We start from the raw sequence: 20867 nt of genomic DNA, 5'->3' as shown, positions 1-20867 counted from the left end.
TCATTTAGACAAGTGAAATGAGCGCAAAGACAATCGAAAACACAAGCAAAATTCCAGCGATGATCAGCCAAAAGGTATACATACCGTAGCTGACCGAAGATAGGGAAGTAAATTCTGTTTTTTCCTTCCGGTTTCTCGTTCTTGCTAAGTGAAACGAACGTTGAAAGTGATCAAAGAAACCTGAGGAGAACACCCATAAAAATCCGCCGATAATCAAAAACGGCAACGCACATAAAAATAAATCATTGGATAATTGAAGAAGGGTCAACTGATCAGTCAAAGCATTTTTAAGTAACACGAGGACGATCACTAAACCGGCAAACAAATAAGGACGATATTTTTTTTTCATTTTTTTGCTCCTTTATCATTGATTCATTAAATAATGTAGCGAAACATTGATCAGAAGTCAAAAGCTAGGGGGAAACATTCGTGAATAGTTATATAAAATATGTATTAAAACGCGTCTTCTTTATGGTCATCACACTTTGGTTGATTGCAACCATCACATTCTTTTTGATGCAATTATTACCTGGTACACCTTACACAAACCAGGAACGTTTAAGTCCTGAAACAATTGAAATGTTGAACAAGCAAGTTGGTTTGGATAAACCAGTCATCGTTCAATATGGGATCTATCTTTCTAATTTGCTCCAAGGAGATTTTGGTATCTCTTTCCAATTCAAAAACCAACCAGTTGCTAACTTATTAGCAGGACGAGTAGGACCTTCATTACAGCTTGGTCTACAAGCAATCATTTTCGGAACTTTCTTTGGAACGATCCTAGGAACAATCTCAGCAATGAAACAAAATACATGGGTCGATACGTCTTCTACATTAGTCGCGATCTTAGGCCGTTCTATCCCTAACTTTGTTTTTGCTGTATTGTTACAATACATTTTTGCCATCCAATTTCGTGTATTGCCGATCGCAAAATGGGATGGGTTCATGTATACGATTTTACCAACGATTGCACTAGCCATGTCGCCATTAGCAGACTCTGCTAGATTCATACGAACAGAAATGGTCGAAGTCTTGCATAGTGATTATGTCGAATTGGCTCGAGCAAAAGGCTTGAGTCGTTGGGAAATTGCATTCAAACATGGTCTACGTAATAGTTTGATCCCGTTGATGACCTTATTAGGCCCATTAGCAGTCGCGTTGATGACTGGTTCATTAGTTGTCGAAAATATCTTTGCTATTCCGGGTATCGGTGAGCAATTCGTTAAGTCGATCACAACAAATGACTATCCAACGATCATGGCTGTCACGATCTTGTATTCATTTATGTTGATCTTAGTTATTTTAGTCGTGGATCTATTGTACGGACTAGTTGATCCGAGAATCCGAGTTTCTGAAGGGAGTCGAAGCTAGATGGAACTGATACCTAAACGCTACGAAACAATTGCAGAAATTCCTGCAGATGAATTTTTACCGTTACAAAAAAATACAGAAGAAGAACGTGAAAAAATCGAAGCTCCTTCACTGAATTTTATTCAGGATTCTTGGCGTCGATTGAAGAAAAACAAAGCGGCTGTTATTTCCATGGGACTACTGATCGTGATCATCTTTATCTCGATCATCACGATTTTCGTTTCACCCCATGATCCAACCGCTCAAAATGTCGATTACATCAACTTACCACCACGTATTCCTGGTATCAATATCGACGGACTAAACGGAAAAGCAATGGTTGCGGGTGAGTTAGTCGATAAATATGCGCAAGCCAATGTTCCCGCAGATGTGAACTACTTTTTAGGAACAGATGGTCTAGGTCGTGATGTGTTAAGCCGTTTGTTCATGGGAACGCGAATCTCTCTATTGATTGCCTTCATCGCTGCATTACTAGATGTAACGATCGGTGTTGCCTATGGTTTGATCTCTGGTTTGTTAGGTGGTCGTGTGGATAATGCAATGCAACGTTTCTTAGAGGTCTTATCTGGAATTCCTAACTTAGTCGTAATGATCTTGATGTTAGTCGTTTTTGAACCAGGGATCTTCTCGATCGTGGCAGCGATGGCGATCACGAACTGGATTCCGATGGCTCGGATCGTTAGGGCACAAACATTGAAATTAAAAGACCAAGAGTACGTGTTAGCAGGAATGACATTAGGTGAATCCAAATGGAAAATCGCCTTCAAGCATATCTTGCCAAACATTTCGAGTGTGATCATCATCCAAATGATGTTCAGTATCCCATCAGCGATTTTCTTCGAAGCTTTCTTAAGTTTCATCGGCCTAGGCTTGACACCACCTTCTGCTTCATTGGGAACGATGTTGAGTGATGGCTACAAAACATTCTTATACTTGCCGTACCTATTATGGATACCGGCAGCAACTTTATCGGTGATCATGATTGGTTTCAACTTATTAGCAGATGGCTTACGTGATGCCTTTGACCCTAAAATGAAAGAGTGAGTACGATGACGAAAATTCTTGAAGTAAAGAACTTACAAATCTCCTTTGATACCTATGCTGGAAAAGTCCAAGCAATTCGAGGCGTCGATTTTCATTTGAACAAAGGTGAAACATTGGCCATCGTTGGCGAATCCGGTAGTGGGAAATCCGTAACGACTAGAAGTATCATGCGATTATTATCAAGTAACGCATCAATCGATTCTGGTGAGATTTTATTCAAAGGACAAAACCTTGTTGGTAAAACAGAAAAAGAAATGCAAAAGATTCGTGGGAAAGAAATTGCGATGATCTTCCAAGATCCGATGACTTCATTAGATCCAACGATGACGATTGGTAAACAAGTAGCAGAATCTTTACGTAAGCATAATAAAGTATCGAAAAAAGAGGGGCAAAAAGCCGCTTTAGAATTATTGAATCTTGTAGGGATCCCGGAGGCTGAGAAACGCATCCATAGTTATCCTCATCAATTTTCAGGGGGACAACGGCAACGGATCGTGATCGCGATCGCGTTGATATGTTACCCAGAAATCTTGATTGCAGATGAACCAACGACAGCCTTAGATGTGACGATCCAAGCACAGATTTTAGAGTTGTTGAAAAAAATCCAATCAAAAATTGACACGTCGATCATTTTTATCACCCATGATCTTGGTGTCGTAGCGAATGTCGCTGATCGAGTAGCAGTGATGTACGGTGGGAAAATCATTGAAGTGGGTACATCTGAAGAGATTTTTTACAATCCACAGCATCCGTATACATGGGGCTTACTTGGCTCGATGCCTACATTGGAAAGTGGCAATGAACGCTTATATGCAATTCCAGGTTCTCCACCAGATTTATTGAATCCGCCAAAAGGAGATGCCTTCTATCCACGAAATGAATTTGCATTGAAAATCGATGCGGAACAAGCACCACCGTTTTTCGAACTATCACCAACACACCAAGCAGCTACTTGGCTATTAGCCCCACAAGCTCCAAAAGTGACACCGCCAGAAGAGATTCAACGGCGCTGGGCGATTTTTCAAGAAAAACAAAAAGCACATGGCCAAGGGGGATTGAACAATGAACAAAAAACTGCTCGAGGTTAAAGGCTTAAAACAGTATTTTAATGTAGGAAAGAAAAATGAAGTCCATGCGGTGAATGATATCAGTTTTCACATCTATGAAGGGGAAACATTCGGCTTAGTTGGCGAATCTGGTAGTGGAAAGTCAACCACAGGTCGAACGATCATCCGTTTGAATGAACCAACGGGTGGCGAGATTTTATTTGATGGGCAAGATGTGACGAAATTAAAAGGCAAACAAGCCATGACAAAGTTTCGTCATGAAGTCCAAATGATTTTCCAAGATCCATATGCTTCATTAAATCCAAGAATGAAAGTACGAGATATCATTGCAGAAGGAATCGATGTCAATGGCCTAGCTAAATCACCCGAAGAGCGTGCAGAAAAAGTCAACGAGTTACTAAAAACAGTTGGCTTAAATCCTAGCCATGGCACACGCTATCCTCATGAATTTTCAGGGGGACAACGCCAACGGATCGGGATTGCACGAGCATTAGCAGTCAATCCGAAGTTTATCATTTGTGATGAACCAATCTCTGCTTTAGACGTATCGATCCAAGCCCAAGTGGTCAATCTTTTACAAGATTTACAAAAAGAGCAAGGATTGACTTACTTGTTTATCGCGCACGATTTATCCATGGTAAAACATATCAGTGACCGTATTGGTGTGATGCACAATGGCTTGTTGCTTGAGATGGGAACCAGTGAAGAAATCTATAATCATGGAGTGCATCCATATACGGAAAGCTTACTATCAGCGATTCCATTGCCTGACCCTGATCATGAACGTCAACGTCGCCGGATCAAGTATCAACCTGAACCAGACGATGGACAAATCCGCACGTTACGCGAAATTGCTCCTGAACATTTTGTATACGCAACAGAACAAGAAGTTGCTTATTATGCGAAAAAATTAAAACGGCAGAAAGAAGCCTTGCTAGTCGCAAACTAGGGGGAGAAGCCGATGCTAAAAGCCTTTAAATTTCGAATCTATCCCACTGATTCACAAAAACAGTGGTTGATCCAAACATTTGGTTGTGTGCGTTTCACTTACAATCATTTATTAAAAGCCAGACAGGCGTATTATTTAGAAACACAAGAGATCGATTATACGCTGACACCAGCTTCTTTAAAAAAGCAATATCCGTTTTTAAAGGAAGTCGATAGTTTAGCCTTAGCGAATGCCCAATTAAACTTGGATCGTGCATTTCGTAATTATTTTAAAGGACGCGCAAGCTTTCCCAAACTAAAAAATAAAAAAAGTATTTGGCAGTCGTATACGACGAATAATCAAAAAGGAACAATCTATTTAGAAGAAACATACCTTAAATTGCCAAAGCTAAAAGAGAAAATTCGCATCCATGCCCATCGTCCGATTGAAGGAACGATTCGTTCAGCAACGATCTCATCTCGATACAACGAGATCTTTTATGTCTCCTTGCTCTGTGAAGTTCCCCCAAAGACGATGAAAGCGTCAAATAAATGGATCGGGATAGCCTATGATCCAGATCGTCTAGTGGAGATGTCCACACCACTTGACATCACGATTCCAAAATTCAAACAAGTTGATCAACAACTCCTGCGGGCAAAGAGAAAGCTTGTGATCAAAGGACGATCAGCACAGCATCGACGCACACACGTTGAAAGAGTAAAAAATTATCAAAAGCAAAAAAGGAAAATCAAAGACCTTTATTTAAAACAAAAATTTCAACGAGAAGACTATTTAGAACAAATTTCAGGAACAGTGATTCGTCATTATGATTATTTGTTTGTCGAATCGATTTCAGCAGATTGTCCGGAAGGCGATTTTTCTATCCAAGACTGGCATAAGCTATTAGCAAAGCTCCAATATAAATCGCAATGGTATAGCAAAAAGTTAGTATTGATCGATATGAAAGAACAAACAAATCCTTCCACAAATAAAAAGAGTCTGGAATTAATTGAAATCGGGAAGCAAGTCCTGTTTGAATAAAAAACTGGTAGGGGCGCCAGGGTTCGCCTTGCTAATAAAAAACATCTATTGTTTTTGTTTCTAGGAATTTCTTTCAGAGAAGCTCACTAATTATGACAAACCAAAAAAGAGGAGAAGAGCATTCATGCCCTTCTCCTCTTTTTATTCTGTATGTCCAGGTTTTAATTGATAGATCTTTGAGGGACGTCCGATACCGACAGGACGTTCACCGATTTCATCGAAGTATTGTAACATGGCTTTTTTGAAATTGGAATGATCGATCATTTTAAAATCGATCCCTAAGAATTTAGCGAATACTTTGCGTGCTTCTGTGATCGTGAAGTCTTTTCCTAGCACTTGAAGCACTTGGGGTTCATGTTCCATTTTGTTGACGACACGGTTGAAGGCTTTGACAATGATCTCGCTATGGTCAAAGGCTAATGTGACTTTGCCAGAAGACTCGCTCGTCGTCAAGTCTAGAGTGATTGCTACATCCCCACTTGATAGATTCAGTTTGTTTGCATTACGTTCAAGTGAAAACCACTGCACTTCTTTGGCATCGTCTCCAGCGATCAAAGGTTCTTCACCGATAAAGGCGAGATAGCTGACTGTCACGACCCAGCCACGAGGATCACGATTCGGTGTACTGAAGGTATGCAGCTGTTCAATATTTTCTTCGGATATGATGACGCCTGTTTCTTCTTTTGTTTCTCGCAAGACGCTGGCACCAGTCGATTCATTTTTTTGGACGAATCCGCCGGGAAGTGCCCAAGAATTTCGGTAAGGATGACTTTTACGTTGGATAAGTAAAACTTTTAATTGATCTTCTTCTTTGTTGTAGCAGAGTAAAACGATATCGACTGTCAATGAAGGTTTTTCATATTCAGGACGTTCTTGGTCTTGGTACCAAGATAAGAAATCAGTTTCAGAGGCCTCTTGTTCATAATATGTTTTTTCTTCTTCTTTTGAATGAAAATGTTCCACTTTCTCACCTCCTGTTATGTTAAGGTACTTTTTACTTTATTGTAGCAGAATCTCCCTGAAAACCAAATATTTCTAGACAAATAAATCCAACTCAGAGTTGAAAAAGAAATGGTAAGAGTAGATTAAATAGGAAGAAAAGCAAATAAAAAGGGAGAAGTTTCTGTTTTTCTTCTCGAATGGCGAAAAATCCACAGAGGACGATATATCCTGCTAGGATCACTCGAAGGATCAAAGTGAGCAAAAGAAAAGTATTTAATTGCCCATGTAGATTGAAATAACCATACAGGTGTAAATAGTAAAAACTAAATAATAGATGGATGAGGGAAAGTAAAGCAATGCTGATAATCATTCGTTTGTGTTTTTTTGTCATTAGTCTCAAAACCTTTTCTTATATGATATTGCTTATTATAGCATGTTTGTAAAGTAAAAATGTGAGAGTAGACGATCCTGAAAAAAAAGGAGTAAGAGGGTGGGGAGAGAAGGAAGTGGATCATCACGATAACGTGAGTTCTTTATAAATGTTTTCATGAAGGGAAAGGACATCTTTACATTTCGGGAGTTATCAAAAAAAGCTAACAGCGTATTCATTTTATGGTATACTAGCAAGGAAACGAATTCGCACCATGCGATAAAGGAGGAAGTACCCCATGGCAGAAAAGGAAACTTTTTATATCACTACGCCCATCTATTATCCAAGTGGCAAACTGCACATTGGCAATTCTTATACAACGATTGCATGTGATGCTGTTGCACGTTATAAACGTTTGATGGGCTTTGATGTGTTTTATCTAACTGGGGTAGATGAACACGGACAGAAAATTGAGAAAAAAGCAGAAGAATTAGGCGTAGAGCCACAGGAATATGTAGACAAAATGGCTGCAGATGTCAAAAAACTGTGGAAAACATTAGATATCAGCTACGATAAATTCATTCGCACAACTGATGATTATCATAAAGCAGCAGTTCAAAAAATCTTTGATCGTTTGCTTGAACAAGGTGATATTTACTTAGGTGAATATGAAGGTTGGTATTCTGTCTCAGATGAGGAATTCTTTACAGAAACTCAACTTGCAGAAGTATACAAAGATGAAGACGGCAAAGTGATCGGCGGGAAAGCGCCAAGTGGTCATGAAGTTGAGCTAGTTAAGGAAGAGTCTTATTTCTTCCGTATGAGTAAGTATGCAGATCGCTTGTTAGAGTACTACGAAGAACACCCAGAGTTTATCCAACCTGAATCACGTAAAAATGAGATGATCAATAACTTCATCAAACCAGGTTTAGAAGATCTAGCAGTTTCACGGACGACATTCAGCTGGGGAATCAATGTCAAAAATGATCCAAAACATGTAGTGTATGTCTGGATCGATGCGTTGTCGAACTATATCACCGCACTGGGCTACGGTTCAGAAGACGATCAATTATTCCAGAAGTATTGGCCCGCAGATGTCCATATGGTTGGAAAAGAAATCGTTCGGTTCCATACGATCTATTGGCCGATCATGTTGATGGCATTAGATATCCCATTGCCGAAGAAAGTCTTTGGACATGGCTGGTTGTTGATGAAAGATGGTAAGATGTCTAAATCGAAAGGCAATGTCGTTTATCCAGAAATGCTTGTTGAACGCTATGGCTTAGATGCTTTGCGTTATTACTTATTGCGTGCAGTACCATTTGGTTCAGATGGTGTATTTACACCAGAAGACTTTGTGTCACGTGTGAACTACGATTTGGCGAATGACTTAGGGAATCTTTTGAATCGAACGATTGCAATGATCAATAAATATTGTGATGGCATGGTTCCTGACTATGCGTCATTAGTGACACCGTTTGACAGTGAGTTATCAACAACTGCTGCGAATGTGGTAGGTCGTTATCATGACGCAATGGAAAAAATGGAATTCAACACTGCATTAGCCGAAATCTGGGTATTGATTTCTCGTGCCAACAAATATATCGATGAAACAGAACCTTGGGTCTTAGCAAAAGACGAAGAGAAGAAAAAAGAGTTAGAGAGCGTGATGATCCACTTAGCTGAATCGCTACGTATCACTGCGATCCTCTTACAACCGATCATGACAGAAACACCAACTAAAATCTTCAATCAATTAGGGTTGGATGCCGAGATGATGAACCTTGAAGGATTACACTTCGGTGAATTCCCATCTGGGACAAAAGTCGTTGCAAAAGGTACACCGATTTTCCCACGCTTAGAGCTGGAAGAAGAAATTGCGTATATCCAAGCAAAAATGTCAGAAGGTACTCAAACAAATGAGGACTCTGTCAAATGGGACCCAGAAGAAACAGAGCTTGTTTCGACTAAAGAAAAACAAATCAAGTTCGATGTATTTGAAAAAGTCGAATTAAAAGTAGCAGAAGTCATCAATTGCCAAAAAGTCGAAGGGGCAGATAAATTATTGCAATTCCGTCTAGATGCAGGAGATGACCAAGACCGTCAAATCTTATCCGGTATTGCCGAATTTTATCCTGATCCAAGTGAATTGATCGGCAAAAAATTAGTGATCGTTGCTAACTTGAAACCACGCAAAATGCGCGGGCTGATCAGTCAAGGAATGATCCTTTCAGCAGAAGCAGCTGATGGTTCATTACAAGTGATCGAAGCACCAAAAGGTATGCCAAACGGTTCTGAAGTTGGCTAATCAATGACTGTTAAGAACTATTCTAAGCAAATAAGCTTAGAATAGTTCTTTTTTTGATAGGGTTACTTTTCATGGATCTATAAAAATAAAACTAACGAGGTTGTGCGAACACCGTTTATTTTTTTAGGGGGTACGAGAGGACGAAGGTCCTCGGCTTTTTTATAACTTTAATTGAGTGACAAATTTTTTGGAACTGCAGTATTAAACCATTCATACATATTACAATAAGAAAGAAAAGCGAGTAAGTAAACAATCCAAGCCAAATGATCCGATCATTGGGTTAACTAGCGCTTGAGAAGAGAGAAGAAATAGAACAACTATGCTATCTATTGGACGGAGACGAAAGATGAAGGTGGCTGAGTTAAATTTAGTTACCCGATTTGTACTGGAAAAAAAGCAAATCTGCATGGTGGAATTTACCATCTGACGCAAGTAGAAATGGCGTATCACTCCAATCGAATCGAAGGATCGAGAATTTCTGAGAAGCAAACCGCCTTAATATTTAAAAATAATATTCTCCCTCCTGCTGAAAGTGGCGAGGCAACGAAATTAGATGATATCAAAGAAATAGAAAGTCATTTCAAAGGTTTCGATTACGTGATCGATCATATCGAAGAACCGTTATCGAATGATTTTATCAAAGAACTACATCAAATTTTGAAAAGAGGAACAACCGATGAAAACAATCCGCTAACACCTGTCGGAGAATTTAAACTTGTTCAAAATATGATTGGTTTTGGTTATGCTGAGCTTGAAACCTCAGCACCCGAGGAAGTAACTGAAAAAATGACGGAATTACTTGCTTATTATGAAAACTCAAAAAAAAAAAGCTTAGTTGAAATTGTAGATTTTCATGTGAAATATGAACGAATCTACCCGTTTGCAGATGGCAACGGGCGTATAGGACGTTTGCTCATGTTCAAAGAACGCTTGAAGCACAATATCATGCCTGTCGTGATCAAAGATGTCGAACGTGAATTCTATTACAGAGGTCTAAGTAGTTGGGGAACCGAGAATGGTTATTTACTTGATATTTTAGGTATGAGCCAAGATATGCATGAACAGTTTTTGAAAAAATGAAATTCACAGGATTGATTCATCAATAAAATAGTTTTATAGATAATTGAAAAAAGTCGAGCGATGATAATCATCGTCCGACTTTTTTTAGTTTTAGCCGTTGTTTGACTTTCGTTGGCAATAATGCTGCGACGATCGAAAATGGAATACATAGAATATACCAAGCAATCAGGCGACTATTGCCGTAACGTGCATAAATCTTGGTCAATAGCGATTGAAGAATCACCAGCCCTAGGAGTAAGCTGATCGCGAAGAACCATCTTGTATCCCAATCAGTCAAATGACGTATTGCGTTCATGGCTAAAGGATAACCATAGAAAAAAATCCCGACTATCGTGACTCGCCAATTCCTGACGATTGTTTGAAGGTTCAATAGTAAAAAGACGACCGATAGTAAAAAAGCAATGGGCGGAAACAAACCGACGAGGAAGGTATAGACGATTCCCCAAAGTACCATTCCAGGTCCTTTGATCAATGTGACGACCAGAAGAAAACTAGCCATCAATAGCAATTGCTGTGTCAATGTCGCAATTGTTAACCAGCCAAATAAAATCAACAAAAACCAGTGTAGTTTGGATTGTTTTTGTTCTTTTTGTGGAAAGAAAGTGGTACCTTTATCTTTTAGATAAGATGCTAGTTTTGGATCGATCGATTGAAAATCCATAGGTTACCTCCTTACATTTCAAGTAGCTTCATTCTATAAGAAGTAAAACAAGAATACATCCGTCTTTAGAGGGATATTTTCACTACAAATTTCTGAAAAGAATGGTAAAATGAAAAGTTCTCGGTTATACTGAAAAAAATAAAAAAGAAATACGAAATGAGGAAGAGAATGAAGGGGAAATTAAAACGCGAGATCAATTTGTTTGGTGCATTATCCACAGTAATGGGAACTGTGATCGGCGCCGGCGTCTTTTTTAAAACAGCAGCGGTAGTGGCAAGTACACAATCAACAAGTTTGACGTTACTCGCGTGGTTGTTAGGGGGATTCTTAACGATCTGTGCGGGGCTAACAGTCGCTGAATTAGCCACTGCCATTCCTGAAACTGGTGGAGCGGTCAAGTATATTGAAGCAGCTTACGGTAAGTTACCAAGTTTTTTGTTAGGATGGGCACAAAGTTTGATTTATTTTCCAGCCAACATTGCGGCATTATCGATCATCTTTGCAACACAGCTGATCAATCTCTTACAGCTATCTCCTGATTATTTATTAGTGATTGCTATTATTACAGCATTTTCTATCACTGGATTGAATCTGTTAGGGACCAAAGTTGGTGCGTACGTTCAATCTATTACATTGGTAGTCAAGTTGATCCCAATTGCAGTGATTATTATTTGGGGGCTTCTGACACCAGGACAAGGTACTGTTCAATTATTTCCAGTAGAAGCCGGACAAGGTGTTTCATGGGCAGAAGGACTTAGTGGTGCTTTGTTGGCAACGCTTTTTGCTTACGATGGCTGGTTAGGTGTCGGAGCCATGGCTGGAGAAATGAAACGTCCAGAAAAGGATCTACCAAAAGCAATTATTTTAGGCTTGAGTTTTGTGACATTCGTTTATCTATTGATCAACTTCGTCTTTTTAAAAACATTACCAATTGATCAAATTGCTGGGAACTTGAATGCTTCATCTGATGCGTCAGCAGTCATCTTCGGTGAACTAGGAGGGAAAATCGTGACGATCGGTATTTTGATCTCTGTCTACGGCGCATTGAATGGTTATACGTTGACTGGGATTCGTGTTCCATATGCAATGGCATTAGAAAATGAATTACCGTTCAGCAACCAGTTGACAAAGCTTTCAAAAAACTTTACTGTTCCTTATGTCCCTGCGTTGTTCCAATTAGCGATTGCATGTATCATGATGAGTTTAGGGTCTTTTGATTTTCTGACGGATATGTTGATTTTTGTCATGTGGCTATTTAGCTTATTGATTTTTATTGGTGTTTTTATTTTAAGAAAGAAAGCCCCAGAGATGCCTCGTCCATACAAAGTACCCCTTTATCCTGTGATACCGATCATTGCGATTTTAGGAGCCATCTTTATTTTAGGGATGACACTGATCACACAAACGAATTTGGCATTGATCGGAATATTAGTCACATTGTTAGGTGTACCTGTGTTTTATTACAAAAAAAAACAGACTGAAAGTAACTAACTGATAATGAAAAAGACAAGAAGTGAATCAAGTCATTTCTTGTCTTTCTTTGCATAATATATCTTGTTTTTTAGTCTTTGACACTTCTTTAACGCCTATATATATGCTAAAGTAATGAATGAAAAGGAGAGATAAAGATGATATTTGATTCTCATACTCATTTGAACGCGGAACAATTCAATGATGATATTCCTGAAACGATCCAGCGTGCAGAAGAACTAGGTGTGACTAAAATGGCCGTTGTAGGATTTGATACACCAACGATCGAAAAGTCCTTGATGCTTAGTCAAGATTACCCAAAAATTTATAGCATCATCGGCTGGCATCCTACAGAAGCTGGTAGCTATACGAAAGAAATCGAAAACAAACTACAAGAACAACTGACTTTACCAAAAGTGGTTGCTTTAGGGGAAATCGGACTGGATTATTATTGGATGGAAGATCCCAAAGAAGTCCAAGATAAAATCTTTAGAAGACAGATCGCCATTGCAAAAGAAATGCGTTTACCGATCAGTATCCATACGAGAGATGCCTTGGAAGATACTTATAAGGTGTTAAAAGAAGAAGACATTCGTGATATTGGTGGAATCATGCATAGCTTTAGTGGTGATTATGAATGGGCACAACGTTTCCTTGATTTAGGGATGCACATTTCTTTTAGTGGTGTCGTGACATTCAAAAAGGCGTTAGATGTGCAAGAAGCAGCGACAAACGTCCCAATGGATCGTCTATTAGTGGAAACGGATGCTCCTTATTTAGCGCCAGTGCCATATCGAGGAAAAAGAAATGAACCAGGGTATACTCGTTACACAGTCGAAAAGATCGCTGAACTTCGTCAATTACCAATGGAAGAAGTAGCGGCACAAACATGGAAAAATGCCCATCATTTATTTGGATTGTCAGAGCATGACTAAGTTAAAGATCCAAGAAATCATTGTTGTCGAAGGGAAAGACGACACGAGAAGGCTACAAGAAGTGGTTGAAACCGACACGATAGAAACGATTGGTTCAGCGATCAATGAAGAAATCTTGATGCAGATCGAACATGCACAGGAAACTAGGGGAATCATTATTTTTACGGACCCAGATTTCTCAGGTGAGAAGATCCGTAAAACGATCATGGAAGTGGTACCACAAGCAAAACATGCATTTTTGCCAAGGAACCAAGCCGTACCGAAAAAAAGGGGAAGCTTAGGGGTCGAACATGCGAGTGATGAAGCGATATTAGAAGCGTTGAAAAAGGTCGTTACGCCAATCGATGATGAGACCCAAGCACCGGAGATCACTAGACAAATACTTGTTGCATATGGATTGATTGCTGGAGCACATGCAAAAGAAAAACGTGAGATGTTAGGTGATGAATTACGCATCGGTTATACGAACGGAAAACAATTGGAAAAACGATTGAACATGTTCCGAATTACGTTAACTGAGTTTAAGCAGGCAATGAAAAAAGTGGAGGATCATTATGAGTGAATATCGGGATATTGCAACACCCACTAGAACAAAAGAAATTTTATTGAAGCACGGCTTCTCTTTTAAGAAGAGTTTAGGACAAAACTTTTTGACAGAGCCCAATATCCTTCGGAAAATCATTGAAACTGGTCAAATCGATCAGCAGACTAATGTGATCGAAGTAGGGCCAGGAATTGGTGCATTAACAGAGCAAATCGCGCGTCATGCCAAACAAGTAGTCGCATTTGAAATCGACGATCGATTGATTCCTGTCTTGGCAGATACCCTTTCACCTTATCCGAACGTCACAGTCATCCACCAAGATATTTTGAAAACTGATTTAGCAGAGGCAGTCCGTACAAAATTCAACGAGCAGTTACCATTGAAAGTGGTAGCTAATCTACCTTATTACATCACGACACCAATCATGATGCACTTTCTTGAATCAGACGTAGTGGTTGACGAAATGATCGTGATGATGCAAAAAGAAGTAGCTGATCGCATCTCAGCAAAACCGGGAACAAAAGCATATGGTTCTTTATCGATCGCTGTGCAATACTATATGGAAGCAAGTTTGGCTTTTATTGTGCCAAAAACAGTATTTGTGCCACAACCAAACGTGGATTCAGCAATCTTGAAATTGACAAGACGCGCAACACCAGCAGTTTCCGTAACGGATGAAAAAGCCTTTTTCCGTCTGACAAAAGCAGCGTTTCAACAGCGTAGAAAAACTTTATGGAATAATTTGCAACATGCCTATGGGAAAGACGAAGAAACTAAAAGATGGTTAACTGAAAGTCTGACTGAGGCAGGAATCGATCCGAAAAGACGAGGAGAAACACTTTCTTTAGGAGAATTTGCTGCTTTGAGCAATGCCATGGAACATCTAAAAAGATAAAGTGAAGAATAGAAGGCTGAAAAAGTCTTTTCGCTCTAAGCATAAGGCATCACTTGAGGAAACCATTTTGGGTATTCTTCAGGTGATGCCTGACTATGTTAAGAAATAAGGTCCGAGATCAAATTTTTCGATTTCAGAGTGGGTAGCATTTCAGACATCCTGTTTCTCTTGATGTGTCTTGACACTTAAGAAAGTTAGCGGTACAATAGGTCAAAACAAATGTGTCAAGACACATCAAGGGAGTAAAAAAATGAAAACAAATTCTGTAAGAAAATTGACAATTTCCGCTTTATTGATCGGAATGGGCGTCCTTATTCCGATGATCATGCCTAAGATCGTGATTCCGCCTGCTTCATTTACACTAGCTTCACATGTGCCATTATTTATCGCAATGTTTTTTTCACCTGGTGTAGCTGTGGCAGTGGCGCTAGGTACAACATTTGGCTTCTTCTTGACGACACCCGTGATTATTGCGCTTCGTGCACTATCGCATTTGGTGTTTGCTCTGCTTGGTGCGTGGTATTTACAAAAAAAACCAGGGATCGTCTTAAAAGACGGGCAATTCACATTAATGAACTGGCGTTTTCAAGGGTTTAACCTATTGATCGGCGTGATCCACTCGATCATCGAAATGCTAGTGGTAAGTGTGTTCTTCTTCATTGGGAATATGCCGGAAACATACTATGCAGAAGGCTACTTCTATACCGTATTCATCTTGATGGGGATCGGTGGCTTGATCCATAGTTTGGTGGATTACAATATCGCTTACTTCATTGCTGGAACATTGAGTAAATTCTTTGATATCCCAGTTTTCACTGCTGCCAAGAAACAGCAAAAGAAAGAGATCGTGCAAGGAACGATTAAAAAAGTCGTTTAGCAATTCTACAGATAAAGACTGAAAAATAACCAGAAAAAAGACCCAAGATCGAAAGATCCTAGGGTCTTTTGCTTATTGTCCATTAAGGGATCGTGATGACATCTTCTGTATCTTTATCAAAGAAATGGCCTTTGTTGATATTGAAGGCAAGGTCGATCATTTCACCTGGTTTGTGGAAGTCACGGGCGTCAACTTTTGAAATGAACTCAGTTGTTCCAGTGCGAGTATAAAGCATGGTTTCTGCGCCAAGTAATTCTGATACAACGACTTCGGAATTGACAACAGTTTCTGGTGAGGCATCCAAGACAACTTGTTCACTATGGATATCTTCTGGACGGATACCAAAGACAAGTTCTTTTCCTTCATAACCTTTTTCAACTAGCACTTTATTTTTACCTTCAGGGATTCTCAATTTTAGTCCATGACCATCTGAGATAACGCCTTGGCTTAATTTTACATTGAAAAAGTTCATGGCAGGCGAACCAATGAAACCAGCAACGAACATGTTGACCGGTGTGTCATAAACTTCTTTCGGTGAACCGATTTGTTGGATAAATCCATCTTTCATGATGACGATACGGTCTGCCATTGTCATCGCTTCTGTTTGGTCATGGGTAACGTAAATGGTTGTTGTTTCTAAGCGTTGATGCAACTTCGCGATCTCGGCACGCATGGCTACACGTAGTTTGGCATCCAAGTTTGACAATGGCTCATCCATCAAGAAGACTTTCGCATCACGTACGATGGCACGACCTAAAGCGACACGCTGACGTTGCCCCCCAGAAAGAGCAGCAGGTTTACGTTTTAAGTATTCAGTCAAACCAAGGATCTCAGCAGCATTTTCCACACGTTGTTGGATGTCTGCTTTGTCGTACTTACGCAATTTCAAACCAAACGCCATATTGTCAAATACCGTCATGTGAGGGTATAAGGCATAGTTTTGGAATACCATCGCGATATCACGGTCTTTAGGAGCAACATCGTTCATTACTTTGCCACCGATATTCAATTCTCCTTCGGAAATATCTTCAAGACCAGCGATCATTCGTAGAGTTGTTGATTTCCCACAACCGGAAGGACCAACGAATACGATAAATTCGCGATCTTTGATTGCCAAGTTAAAGTCAGTAACAGAATAGTTTTCTGCATTGTCATATTTCTTGTATACATTTTTCAGAGCCATTTCTACCATCGTACAAACCACGCTTTCTTTTTTCTTTTATTTGATGTGCTTAGTATAATTGAAAGCGCTATCTACATTCAATGTCACAATGAACAAGAATTCGTGAAATCTTTCGTCAATGTGTACAAAATAATTGAAAAGTGCATGAGATAACTAAATCTCTCACCTATAAAATAGAATAAATGATGTTCATGAAGCAGATCCTTCAATAATGAGAGGAAACTCCAGCAATATGGCAATTTATTTTTGGATCTTTTACTGCTCGCTTTATCAGAACTTTACCCTTTATTCACTATATTCGAGCGTATAATACTTTGTGGGTATTAAGAAATATAAAAAAAGATACAACCAAGAAAAAAATTTTGATTTTCATGTTAGATTAAGTTGAACTCGGTTTAACATGAGCTGGGAGATGATAATAATGGAAACAACTGTTAGAAAGATTGGAAATTCTGTAGGAGTGATTTTTCCAAAAGATATTTCTCCAGAAGTTGGAAAAATATATACGATTATAAAAATAGGTGAAACATATGTATTAAAACCCAAAAAAGAAGATATTTTCAAGAGTCCAGAGGCATGGGAAGGCTTTAGAGATCCAATCACCAAGAAGATAAAGAGTGGGATGAGATGAACCGTGAATGGGAGGAACTGTAAATGGATTATCCAAAGCAAAAAGACATTGTATGGCTGGATTTTGATCCATCTAGAGGAAAGGAAATAAATAAGCGAAGACCAGGTTTGGTAGTAAGTAAGAATAACTTCAACCAATACACTGGTTTTTGTTTTATTTGCTCAATCACATCAACTGAAAGAAAATTTGATACATATATTAAGATAAAAGAACCGCAAATAATTTCTGGACAAGTTGTTACACATCAGTTGTGTTCAATTGATTACACCGCTAGAAAATTAATAAAAATTGAACAATGTGATATTCTGACAAGGGTGGATGTACGAGAAGTCCTTGATATGTTTATAAAGGAATTTGAAAAATATCAAACCACAAAGAAATTTGTTACACTGGTAAAAAAGGAGTGAGGACGGATGAAAATAGCATTGATTGCACATGATCGTAAAAAAGAATTGATGATCAAATTTACAACAGCCTATAAAATCATACTTGAACAACATGAACTATTCGCGACAGGGACAACTGGTCAGCGGATTGCAGAAGCCACAGGATTATCGGTCCATCGGTTCAATTCAGGACCTTTAGGCGGTGACCAACAAATTGGCGCGATGATCTCAGAAGATGAATTGGATCTAGTGATTTTCCTGCGTGATCCTTTAGCAGCTCAACCTCACGAACCTGATGTCACTGCGTTGATTCGCTTGGCTGATGTATATGATATTCCTTTAGCAACAAATATTGGGACAGCAGAAGTTTTGTTGCGTGGACTTGAAGCCGGATTTTTGGAATTTCGAAAAGTCATTCATGAAGAAGGAAGTAAGCTCCCTTTTCCTAATAAGATCTAAAATTCGGATTTTACGAGGATAGAGACAGTTGATCAAGACGAATGTCTGCTATGTTACGAACTTAGGAATCGTTTTCGTTTAGAACATTAGGTTTTTTTATTTACAGTTCTTCCTTTTCTATGCTATAGTTTGTCTGGGATAAGTTCCCACTATTAACAGAGTAGAAAATAAAGCGTTAAGTGCTTAGAGGATGGGATGTTGCCTCTAGGACGAAGGACGTAAGTTCGCGGTTTTATTTTCGCATTCGCTGCATGAAACATGTAGCAGCTCTTAAAGGAGATGCTAGAAATGAAGAAAAATCGTTTAGATGCTCGTATGATTACGATCATGGGACTGCTGATCGCATTGATGGTCACGTTGTCTCGCTTAGTTTCATTTGAAACACCATTACTCAAAATCAGTGTAACGTTCATTCCCCAAGTAATCATGGGTATTTTATTTGGCCCATTTTGGACAGGGATCGGTTCTGTGTTAGCTGATGTGGTGGGTATGGCATTATTTCCTAAATCTGTCTTTTTCATCGGCTTCACGTTGAATGCTTTTATTGAAGGAGCGATTTATGGGTTCTTTTTCTATCGCAAAGAGATCACTTGGAAAAATGCAATCCTAGCCACGCTCAGTGTGACAGTGTTCGTTAGCTTGATCCTGACACCATTATGGTTGGTCATCATGTATCAAGTACCGATGAACTGGGTATTCTGGGGACCACGTTTATTAAAAGCCATTATCTGGTTGCCGATCCAATCGACGATGATCTATGTGATTGGGCGCGCCATGCCATATAAAAGAATTTTGCGGAGTTTAACGACGCATACAAAATAAAAAACAAGCAGTCTTCCCATCCCAGAAGACTGCTTGTTTTTTGCATAGATCAGAAAAACCATCTGATTCGATGTTCACTATTTTTCAACCGATCCAGTAAATTGCGCTTGGTAAAGTTGACGATAGCTGCCATCTTCAATTTTCAATAATTCATCATGTGTTCCCATCTCAACAATTGCCCCTTGATCCATCACGAGGATCTGATCGGCATTTTTGATCGTGGACAAGCGATGGGCAATCACAAAACTCGTTTTTCCTTCCATCATTTTTAGGAAGGCATTTTGGATTTTCTTTTCTGTCAACGTATCCACTGAACTTGTTGCTTCATCAAGTATCAACATGGGTGGATTACTGATCATCGTACGAGCAATCGTCAGTAATTGACGCTGCCCATCGGAGATTTTTAACCCCTGTCCACCAATGCGTGTATCTAGTTTTTGTGGCAAGCGTTGGACAAATTCATACATATAGGCTGATTTTAGGGCCTCATTGATTTCTTCATCGCTGGCATCTGGCTTCCCGTAACGTAAGTTTTCTCGTAACGTACTGTCGAATAACCAAGTATCTTGTAAAACCATCCCAAAGCTTTTACGCAAGGAATCACGGGCGATTTGGGTAATATCATAATCGTCGATCGTGATTGTCCCAGAATTGACATCATAAAAACGCATCAATAAATTCACTAATGTGGATTTACCAGCTCCTGTTTTACCAACGATTGCCACAGTTTGACCTGGTTTGGCAACAAAGCTGAAATTCTCGATCAATCGTTGTTGTGGTTCATAAGAGAAAGAAACATGTTTAAATGCGACCTCGCCTTTGATCGTTTGAGGATCAAGTTGATACGCAAAAGGTTCATCTGGCGTTTCTTCCGGTTGGTCGATCAATTCAAATGCTCGTTCTAAACCAGAAAATGCTGTTTGGATCTGTGTCGTGATACCTGATAATTCAATAAAAGGTTTCGAAAACTGACTTGAATAGATTGTAAAGCTTGAAATGATCCCGACAGTAATCGTTGAATCACTTCGTAAGGCGAGTAAACCACCAATCAAACCAATGGAGAGATAGGCTAAGTGATCGACAAAACGAGAAGAGGGATTCGTTAATGAAGAAGAGAATTGTGCGCGCTGCCCTTTTTCATATAAATCAGCATTCAATGCACTGAATTGCTGTTGATTGACTTCTTCTTGTTGGAACGCTTTGATGATTTTTTGATTACCGATCCGTTCCGTAACAAAACCTGAGATATTTCCGATGATTTTTTGTTGGTTATCAAAATCATTTTGAGAAGCTCGTGCAACTAACCAGCTGACTAAGAAAATGATTGGTGTCGAACAAATGACGACAAGTGTCAATAACGGACTCAAACTGAGCATGAAGATCAGTGAGAGGATAATGATGGCTACCCCAGAAAACAATTGATTGAACGCCGCTGATATCGCGATGGAGATGTTATCCATGTCGTTTGTAAAGCGACTGACAATGTTTCCATGGGCATTTTGATCATAGTATCTTAAAGGTAAAAGATTCAAACGTGCAAAGGCGTCTTTTCGTAGATTCGCAACGGAGAGGTAAGCCAATCGGTTACTTAATACTTGGATCAGCCATTGACTGATGACATTAAGTAAAACGATCCCGCCAAACATCACCAGAAGTTGGACTAATCGAGTAAAGTTGACTTGCCCCACACCAACCATTTGATCGATACTTTGACCGATTTGTAAGGTCATCACGACGGTAGCAACACCATTGACGATTCCCAACAAGACAGCTAACCAAATTTCACGTGGATGGGCCGTCAGATAAGGAACAAAACGTTTGAGCGTTTGCCAAGATAGTTTTTTTGTTTTCAT

General features: G+C 39.4%; 20 protein-coding genes, 2 pseudogenes and 1 riboswitch. Of the genes and pseudogenes, 16 read left to right on the top strand and 6 right to left on the bottom strand.

What is annotated here, in order from left to right; genetic code table 11:
- Positions 1-4 precede the first annotated feature (4 nt).
- On the bottom strand, positions 5-349 hold the full coding sequence (locus P3R27_RS10240) for a DUF3899 domain-containing protein (protein ID WP_034688906.1): 345 nt from the start codon (positions 347-349) through the stop codon (positions 5-7).
- 80 nt (positions 350-429) lie between these two features.
- Here P3R27_RS10240 and opp3b point away from each other — a divergent pair, with 80 nt between their 5' ends.
- Genes opp3b through P3R27_RS10215 form a run of 5 tightly spaced genes read left to right on the top strand, consistent with a single transcriptional unit; the run spans position 430 to position 5451 of the window.
- Entirely contained in the window at positions 430-1371 is a 942-nt protein-coding gene (gene opp3b / locus P3R27_RS10235; protein ID WP_023519216.1) for an oligopeptide ABC transporter permease, read from the top strand.
- Positions 1372-2415: an ABC transporter permease gene (locus P3R27_RS10230; protein ID WP_019722499.1), complete on the top strand. Its 1044-nt coding sequence runs from the start codon at positions 1372-1374 to the stop codon at positions 2413-2415.
- A gap of 5 nt (positions 2416-2420) precedes the next feature.
- Positions 2421-3503, top strand: coding sequence for an ABC transporter ATP-binding protein (locus P3R27_RS10225; RefSeq protein WP_034688901.1), 1083 nt, complete (start codon positions 2421-2423; stop codon positions 3501-3503).
- The gene (locus P3R27_RS10220) at positions 3478-4431 is read left to right on the top strand and encodes an ABC transporter ATP-binding protein (RefSeq protein ID WP_010736151.1); all 954 of its coding nucleotides are present in this window, start codon (positions 3478-3480) and stop codon (positions 4429-4431) included. Before P3R27_RS10225 ends, P3R27_RS10220 begins: the two co-directional genes overlap by 26 nt.
- A gap of 12 nt (positions 4432-4443) precedes the next feature.
- On the top strand, positions 4444-5451 hold the full coding sequence (locus P3R27_RS10215) for an RNA-guided endonuclease TnpB family protein (protein ID WP_034688898.1): 1008 nt from the start codon (positions 4444-4446) through the stop codon (positions 5449-5451).
- A 141-nt stretch (positions 5452-5592) separates the two neighbouring features.
- Here the strand turns inward: P3R27_RS10215 and P3R27_RS10210 are convergent, their stop codons facing one another.
- Positions 5593-6414: an NUDIX domain-containing protein gene (locus tag P3R27_RS10210; RefSeq protein WP_126133945.1), complete on the bottom strand. Its 822-nt coding sequence runs from the start codon at positions 6412-6414 to the stop codon at positions 5593-5595.
- Between the two features lie 91 nt (positions 6415-6505).
- Positions 6506-6784 (bottom strand): hypothetical protein, encoded by a 279-nt coding sequence (locus tag P3R27_RS15165; protein ID WP_010736143.1) that lies wholly within the window; start codon positions 6782-6784, stop codon positions 6506-6508.
- A 277-nt stretch (positions 6785-7061) separates the two neighbouring features.
- On the opposite strand from P3R27_RS15165, the gene metG reads away from it, so the two are divergent.
- Complete coding sequence (metG, locus tag P3R27_RS10205; protein WP_034688895.1) at positions 7062-9071, top strand: methionine--tRNA ligase; 2010 nt, start codon at positions 7062-7064, stop codon at positions 9069-9071.
- 438 nt (positions 9072-9509) lie between these two features.
- Positions 9510-10151, top strand: coding sequence for a Fic family protein (locus P3R27_RS10200; protein ID WP_235186338.1), 642 nt, complete (start codon positions 9510-9512; stop codon positions 10149-10151).
- Between the two features lie 67 nt (positions 10152-10218).
- Here the strand turns inward: P3R27_RS10200 and P3R27_RS10195 are convergent, their stop codons facing one another.
- Positions 10219-10812, bottom strand: coding sequence for a hypothetical protein (locus P3R27_RS10195; RefSeq protein ID WP_034688892.1), 594 nt, complete (start codon positions 10810-10812; stop codon positions 10219-10221).
- A gap of 168 nt (positions 10813-10980) precedes the next feature.
- On the opposite strand from P3R27_RS10195, the gene P3R27_RS10190 reads away from it, so the two are divergent.
- The 5 genes from P3R27_RS10190 to P3R27_RS10170 all read left to right on the top strand — a co-directional run bounded on the left by P3R27_RS10190 (position 10981) and on the right by P3R27_RS10170 (position 15533).
- Positions 10981-12303, top strand: coding sequence for an APC family permease (locus P3R27_RS10190; protein ID WP_126133946.1), 1323 nt, complete (start codon positions 10981-10983; stop codon positions 12301-12303).
- Between the two features lie 137 nt (positions 12304-12440).
- A complete protein-coding gene (locus P3R27_RS10185) occupies positions 12441-13217 on the top strand; it encodes a TatD family hydrolase (RefSeq protein ID WP_301356795.1) in 777 nt (258 codons plus the stop codon).
- Complete coding sequence (gene rnmV / locus P3R27_RS10180) at positions 13210-13779, top strand: ribonuclease M5 (protein ID WP_034688886.1); 570 nt, start codon at positions 13210-13212, stop codon at positions 13777-13779. The genes P3R27_RS10185 and rnmV overlap by 8 nt, the downstream gene beginning before the upstream one ends.
- Complete coding sequence (gene rsmA / locus P3R27_RS10175) at positions 13772-14656, top strand: 16S rRNA (adenine(1518)-N(6)/adenine(1519)-N(6))-dimethyltransferase RsmA (protein WP_034688884.1); 885 nt, start codon at positions 13772-13774, stop codon at positions 14654-14656. The genes rnmV and rsmA overlap by 8 nt, the downstream gene beginning before the upstream one ends.
- A gap of 250 nt (positions 14657-14906) precedes the next feature.
- Positions 14907-15533 (top strand): hypothetical protein, encoded by a 627-nt coding sequence (locus P3R27_RS10170; protein WP_034688882.1) that lies wholly within the window; start codon positions 14907-14909, stop codon positions 15531-15533.
- A gap of 82 nt (positions 15534-15615) precedes the next feature.
- Here P3R27_RS10170 and P3R27_RS10165 read toward each other — a convergent pair whose 3' ends face one another.
- Complete coding sequence (locus P3R27_RS10165) at positions 15616-16725, bottom strand: ABC transporter ATP-binding protein (RefSeq protein WP_010736134.1); 1110 nt, start codon at positions 16723-16725, stop codon at positions 15616-15618.
- 412 nt (positions 16726-17137) lie between these two features.
- Between P3R27_RS10165 and P3R27_RS10160 the strand changes: the two are divergent.
- The 4 genes and pseudogenes from P3R27_RS10160 (at position 17138) to P3R27_RS10145 (ending at position 19014) form a co-directional block, all read left to right on the top strand.
- Positions 17138-17370: pseudogene (locus P3R27_RS10160) on the top strand (AbrB/MazE/SpoVT family DNA-binding domain-containing protein).
- Positions 17371-17694: pseudogene (locus P3R27_RS10155) on the top strand (type II toxin-antitoxin system PemK/MazF family toxin); the annotation flags it as partial. It lies immediately after the preceding pseudogene.
- A 66-nt stretch (positions 17695-17760) separates the two neighbouring features.
- Complete coding sequence (mgsA, locus tag P3R27_RS10150; protein WP_034688879.1) at positions 17761-18192, top strand: methylglyoxal synthase; 432 nt, start codon at positions 17761-17763, stop codon at positions 18190-18192.
- 154 nt (positions 18193-18346) lie between these two features.
- Positions 18347-18444: riboswitch (THF riboswitch) on the top strand.
- Positions 18445-18480: 36 nt separating this feature from the next.
- Positions 18481-19014 carry a folate family ECF transporter S component gene (locus P3R27_RS10145; RefSeq protein ID WP_034688877.1) on the top strand — a complete coding sequence of 178 codons (534 nt, stop codon included), beginning with the start codon at positions 18481-18483 and terminating at the stop codon, positions 19012-19014.
- 77 nt (positions 19015-19091) lie between these two features.
- On the opposite strand, the gene P3R27_RS10140 is transcribed toward P3R27_RS10145, so the two are convergent.
- Positions 19092-20867 (bottom strand): ABC transporter ATP-binding protein, encoded by a 1776-nt coding sequence (locus P3R27_RS10140; RefSeq protein WP_034688876.1) that lies wholly within the window; start codon positions 20865-20867, stop codon positions 19092-19094.

Origin of the sequence: Enterococcus spodopteracolus, from assembly GCF_030441955.1 — a bacterium.
Classification (GTDB): Bacteria; Bacillota; Bacilli; order Lactobacillales; family Enterococcaceae; genus Enterococcus_B; species Enterococcus_B spodopteracolus.
Note: the sequence above shows the minus strand (reverse complement) of the source record. Positions and strands in the feature narration are given on the sequence as shown.